This window comes from Streptomyces oryzae (assembly GCF_017676365.1).
In the GTDB taxonomy this organism is placed as follows: domain Bacteria; phylum Actinomycetota; class Actinomycetes; order Streptomycetales; family Streptomycetaceae; genus Streptomyces; species Streptomyces oryzae.
Window position 1 is genome coordinate 1 of sequence record NZ_JADKMA010000307.1, and the last position, 5,002, is coordinate 5,002.

General features: G+C 68.4%; 4 protein-coding genes. All 4 read left to right on the top strand.

What is annotated here, in order from left to right:
- Positions 1 to 60 precede the first annotated feature (60 nt).
- Genes ITI46_RS32990 through mmsB form a run of 4 tightly spaced genes read left to right on the top strand, consistent with a single transcriptional unit; the run spans position 61 to position 4,982 of the window.
- Positions 61 to 1,035, top strand: coding sequence for a hypothetical protein (locus ITI46_RS32990; RefSeq protein ID WP_209243626.1), 975 nt, complete (start codon positions 61 to 63; stop codon positions 1,033 to 1,035).
- Between the two features lies 1 nt (position 1,036).
- A complete protein-coding gene (gene chvE / locus ITI46_RS32995) occupies positions 1,037 to 2,155 on the top strand; it encodes a multiple monosaccharide ABC transporter substrate-binding protein (RefSeq protein WP_209243627.1) in 1,119 nt (372 codons plus the stop codon).
- Positions 2,156 to 2,193: 38 nt separating this feature from the next.
- Positions 2,194 to 3,726 (top strand): multiple monosaccharide ABC transporter ATP-binding protein, encoded by a 1,533-nt coding sequence (gene mmsA / locus ITI46_RS33000; protein WP_209243628.1) that lies wholly within the window; start codon positions 2,194 to 2,196, stop codon positions 3,724 to 3,726.
- Between the two features lie 8 nt (positions 3,727 to 3,734).
- Positions 3,735 to 4,982, top strand: a complete 1,248-nt coding sequence (gene mmsB, locus ITI46_RS33005) for a multiple monosaccharide ABC transporter permease (protein WP_280634874.1) — start codon at positions 3,735 to 3,737, stop codon at positions 4,980 to 4,982.
- Positions 4,983 to 5,002 lie beyond the last annotated feature (20 nt).

The window sequence follows — 5,002 nt, forward strand, 5'->3', positions numbered from 1 at the left end:
CCGCGCGACACCTCCACCCCCCGGACCATCCCGGCCCGTGCCCCGTACCGAAGGAGCCCCGTGACCACCAGCACCACCCCTCGCCTCCCCGGCGAACCCGCGCTCGGCGCGCTGGGTCTGGCCGTGCCGCGGCCGGAGCCCGCCGACGCCTCCCCGCACACCTTCCCCGACGGGGGCCGGTGGCGTACCGAAGTGCCCTCCTGCGAGGGCCCTGAGGCGCTCGCCGTCGTCCTCAAGGAGTCCGCGCGGCTCGACGTGCCGCTGCACCGCATCAGCCAGGGCAGCGGCGTGTGGATGCTCACCGACGCCGAGATCACCGAGATGGTCGAGGCGTGCGCCGAACGTGACATCGAGCTGTGCCTGTTCACAGGACCGCGCGGCACCTGGGACACCGGTGCCGCCACCCGCACCGACTCCGGCGGCGCCGGGCTGCGGGCCCGCGGCCACAGCGCGCTCGCCGGCTGCGTCGAGGACGCGGTACGCGCCACCGAACTGGGGGTGCGCTGCCTGCTCGTCGCCGACGAGGGTGTGCTGTGGACCCTGCACCGGGCCCGCGCCACCGGCATTCTGCCCGCCGACACCACACTGAAGGTCTCGGCACTGATCGGCCCGGTCAACCCCGCCTCGTACGCGGTCTTCGAGCGGCTGGGCGCCGACTCGCTGAACGTGCCCAGCGATCTGACCCTCGACCACCTCACCGAGATCCGGCGGGTCAGCGCGGCCCCCATGGACATGTACATCGAGGCGCCCGACGACCTCGGCGGCTATGTGCGGATGTACGAGCTGGCCGAGCTGATCCGGCGTGGCGCCCCGCTCTATCTGAAGTTCGGGCTGGCCAAGGCCCCCGGCATCTATCCGTCCGGGCGGCACATGCGCGACACCGTGCTGGACACGGCGCGCGAGCGGGTACGCCGCGGCCGGCTCGCCCTGGATCTGCTGGCCCGGCACGGCGCCGAGGGCGGTATGTCCCCGCTCGGCTCCCGGATGCCGGGCACGCTGCACCGCTTCGAGCACACCGAGCCTGAAGGGAACTGACATGCGCACCCGCAGATGCCGTATCGCCGCGTCGGCGGTGCTGGCCGCCGCGCTCGCCGCCGGGCTGACCTCCTGCGGACAGGAGGCCCGCGGCGGCAGCCGATACCAGCCCCCCGAGGGCAAGGGCGGCACCATCGGCCTGGCCATGCCCACCAAGTCGTCCGAGCGGTGGATAGCCGACGGCAAGAACATGGCCAAACAGTTCCGCGCCGCCGGCTACAAGACCGACCTCCAGTACGGGGACGACAAGGTCGAGAACCAGGTGGCCCAGATCGAGAACATGATCACCAAGGGGCACCGGCTGCTGGTGATCGCCGCCATCGACGGCTCGGCCCTCACCGACGTCCTCAAGCAGGCCGCCGACGCGAACATCCCCGTCATCTCCTACGACCGGCTCATCCTCGGCACCAAGAACGTCGACTACTACGCCTCGTTCGACAACGAGCGCGTCGGCGAGCTCCAGGGTCAGTACATCCTCGACAAGCTCAAGCTGAAGAAGCCGGACGAGAACGCCGACAAGCACTACAACATCGAGCTGTTCGCGGGCTCGCCCGACGACAACAACACCAAGTACTTCTGGAACGGCGCCATGAAGAAGCTCAAGCCCTTCATGAAGTCCGGCCAGCTGGTGGTGCGCAGCAAGCAGACGAAGATGAACCAGGCCACCACGCTGCGCTGGGACGGCGGTACCGCGCAGAAGCGGATGGACGACCTGATCAGCAAGAGCTACGGCAACGAGGACGTGGACGCCGTCCTCTCGCCGTACGACGGCATCTCCATCGGCATCATCTCCGCGCTCAAGAGCGCCGGTTACGACACCAAGCGCCACCCGCTGCCCGTCGTCACCGGGCAGGACGCCGAGCTGGCCTCGGTCAAGTCCATCGTCGCCGGGAACCAGACCCAGACCGTCTTCAAGGACACCCGCAAGCTGGCCAAGCAGGCCGTCCAGATGGGCGACGCCATGCTCACCGGCAAGAAGGTCCAGGTCAACAACACCACCGACTACGACAACGGCAAGAAGGTCGTCCCCGCCTATCTGCTCAAGCCGGTCTCCGTCGACAAGAAGAACACCCAGCTCCTCGTCGACGAGGGCTACTTCACCAAGGAGCAGCTCAAGTGAGCCCGGCAGACGCGACACAAGAGCGTCCCGTTCTCCAGATGCGGGGCATCACCAAGACCTTCCCCGGCGTCAAGGCGCTCAGCGACGTCAACCTGACCGTGGGCCCCGCCGAGATCCACGCGGTCTGCGGGGAGAACGGCGCGGGCAAGTCGACGCTGATGAAGGTGCTCAGCGGCGTCCATCCGCACGGCAGCTACGAGGGAGAGATCCTCTTCCAGGGCGAGCCGGTCGCTTTCAAGGACATCCGCGCCAGCGAACAGCGCGGCATCGTCATCATCCACCAGGAGCTGGCGCTGGTGCCGTTCCTGTCCATCGCCGAGAACATCTTCCTCGGCAACGAGCAGCGCACCGGGCGCGGCCTCATGGACTGGAACGCCACCATGCAGCGGGCGGCCCGGCTGCTGGCCCGGGTCGGACTGCGGGAGAACCCGCAGACCCCCGTCGCGGACATCGGCGTCGGCAAGCAGCAGCTGGTGGAGATCGCCAAAGCGCTGTCCAAGGAGGTGAAGCTGCTCATCCTGGACGAGCCCACGGCCGCGCTCAATGACGAGGACAGCGCCACCCTCCTCGACCTCATCCTGGAGCTGCGCGAACAGGGCATCGCCTGCATCGTCATCTCCCACAAGCTCGGTGAGATCCGCCGGATCGCCGACACCGTCACCATCCTGCGGGACGGCCGCACCATCGAGACGCTGACCGTACGCGAACAGCCCGGCGACACCCCAGAGCTGTCCGAGGACCGCATCATCCGCGGCATGGTCGGCCGCGATCTCGACCACCGCTTCCCCGACCGCACCCCCTACGAGGGCGAGCACAGCACGGCCCTCGAGGTGTCGGGGTGGACGGTGCGGCACCCCGTCGACCAGCAGCGCAAGGTTGTCGACGACGCCTCGCTGACGGTGCGCCGCGGCGAGATCGTCGGCATCGCGGGGCTGATGGGCGCCGGCCGTACCGAGCTGGCGATGTCCGTCTTCGGCCGCTCCTACGGGCGCTACGAGTCCGGCACCGTACGGATCGACGGCCGCGAGGTTCGCACCAAGACGGTGCCGGCCGCCATCGACGCGGGCATCGCCTATGTCACCGAGGACCGCAAGCAGTACGGGCTCAACCTGCTGGACACCATCAACCGCAACGTCTCCCTGGCCTCGCTCACCAGCATGGCGCGGCACGGCGTGGTGGACGAGCACCACGAGAGCTCGGTCGCCGAGCGGTACCGCAAGTCCATGAACATCAAGGCCCCCACGGTCCAGGAGCAGACCGGCCGGCTCTCCGGCGGCAACCAGCAGAAGGTCGTGCTCAGCAAGTGGATCCACGCCGATCCCGAGGTGCTGATCCTCGACGAGCCGACCCGGGGCATCGACGTGGGTGCCAAATTCGAGATCTACACCGTCATCGACAAACTTGCCGCGCAGGGGAAGGCCGTGCTCTTCATCTCCTCCGAACTCCCCGAGCTGCTGGGGATGTGCGACCGCATCTACACCATGGCCGAGGGCCGCCTCACCGCCGAGATCGACCGAGCGGACGCCACCCAGGAAGTCCTGATGCGCCACATGACCCGGAACAGAAGCTGAGGCCCGCCATGACCACCACGACCAAGCCCACCTCGCCCACCCCGCCCGAGGACGCGCCGCCCCCGGTGCAGGCCGCCGTACGGTCGGCAGGCTCCGTGCTGCTGGAGAACATGCGCGGCCACATGCGCCAGTACGGCATGCTCACGGCGCTCGTCTTCATCATCGTGCTGTTCCAGATATGGACGGACGGCACGCTGCTGCTGCCGAACAACGTCTCCAACCTGATCCAGCAGAACGGCTACATCCTCATCCTGGCCATGGGCATGATGATCGTCATCATCGCCGGCCATATCGACCTGTCCGTCGGCTCACTGGTGGCCTTCGTCGGCGCCATGGCCGCGGTGATGATGGTCAAACACGACATGCCATGGGGGCTGGCGCTGGCACTGGCGCTGCTGATCGGCGCTGTCGCCGGAGCGTGGCAGGGCTTCTTCATCGCCTACGTCGGCATCCCGTCCTTCATCGTGACGCTCGCCGGAATGCTGCTCTTCCGCGGTCTGACGCAGATCGTGCTGGGCGGCCAGTCGCTCTCGCCCTTCCCCGGCGGCTTCCAGAACCTCGCCAAGGGCTTCATCCCCGAGATGGGCCCCTACACGCAGTACCACAACCCCACGCTGGTGATCGGCCTGGTCGCCCTCGTCTTCCTGCTGCTGCGGGAACGCCGCGACCGCAAGCGGCAGTTGGCGTACGACCTGGAAGTGCTGCCCACCGGGCTGTGGATCGCGAAGTGCGTGGCGCTGGCCGCGGCCGTCGTCGCCTTCACCCTGACGCTGGCCAGCTTCCACGGCGTGCCCGTCGTCATGCTGGTGATGACCGGGCTCCTCCTCGGGCTCGGCTATGTGATGCGCAACGCCGTCGTCGGGCGGCACGTCTACGCGCTCGGCGGCAACAAGGCCGCCGCGAAGCTCTCCGGCGTCAAGGACCAGCGGGTCACCTTCCTGGTCTTCGTCAACATGGGTGTGCTGGCGGCGCTGGCCGGCTGCGTCTACGCCGCCCGCCTCAACTCCGGTACTCCGCAGGCGGGCCTCAACTTCGAACTCGAAGCGATCGCCGCCTCCTTCATCGGCGGCGCCTCCATGAGCGGCGGCGTCGGCACCGTGATGGGCGCGGTCATCGGCGGGCTCGTCCTCGGCGTGCTCAACAACGGCATGTCCCTCGTCGGCATCGGCACCGATTACCAGCAGGTCATCAAGGGGCTGGTGCTGCTGGCCGCGGTCGGCTTCGACGTCTGGAACAAGCGCAAGGCCGGTCGCTGACGCTCCGCGCCCGCCCGCCC

What these genes read in the sequence shown, in the direction of transcription:
- chvE (WP_209243627.1), top strand. Translation starts at nt 1,037, where the DNA reads ATGCGCACCCGCAGATGCCGTATCGCCGCGTCGGCGGTGCTGGCCGCC.
- mmsA (WP_209243628.1), top strand. Translation starts at nt 2,194, where the DNA reads ATGCGGGGCATCACCAAGACCTTCCCCGGCGTCAAGGCGCTCAGCGAC.
- mmsB (WP_280634874.1), top strand. Translation starts at nt 3,735, where the DNA reads ATGACCACCACGACCAAGCCCACCTCGCCCACCCCGCCCGAGGACGCG.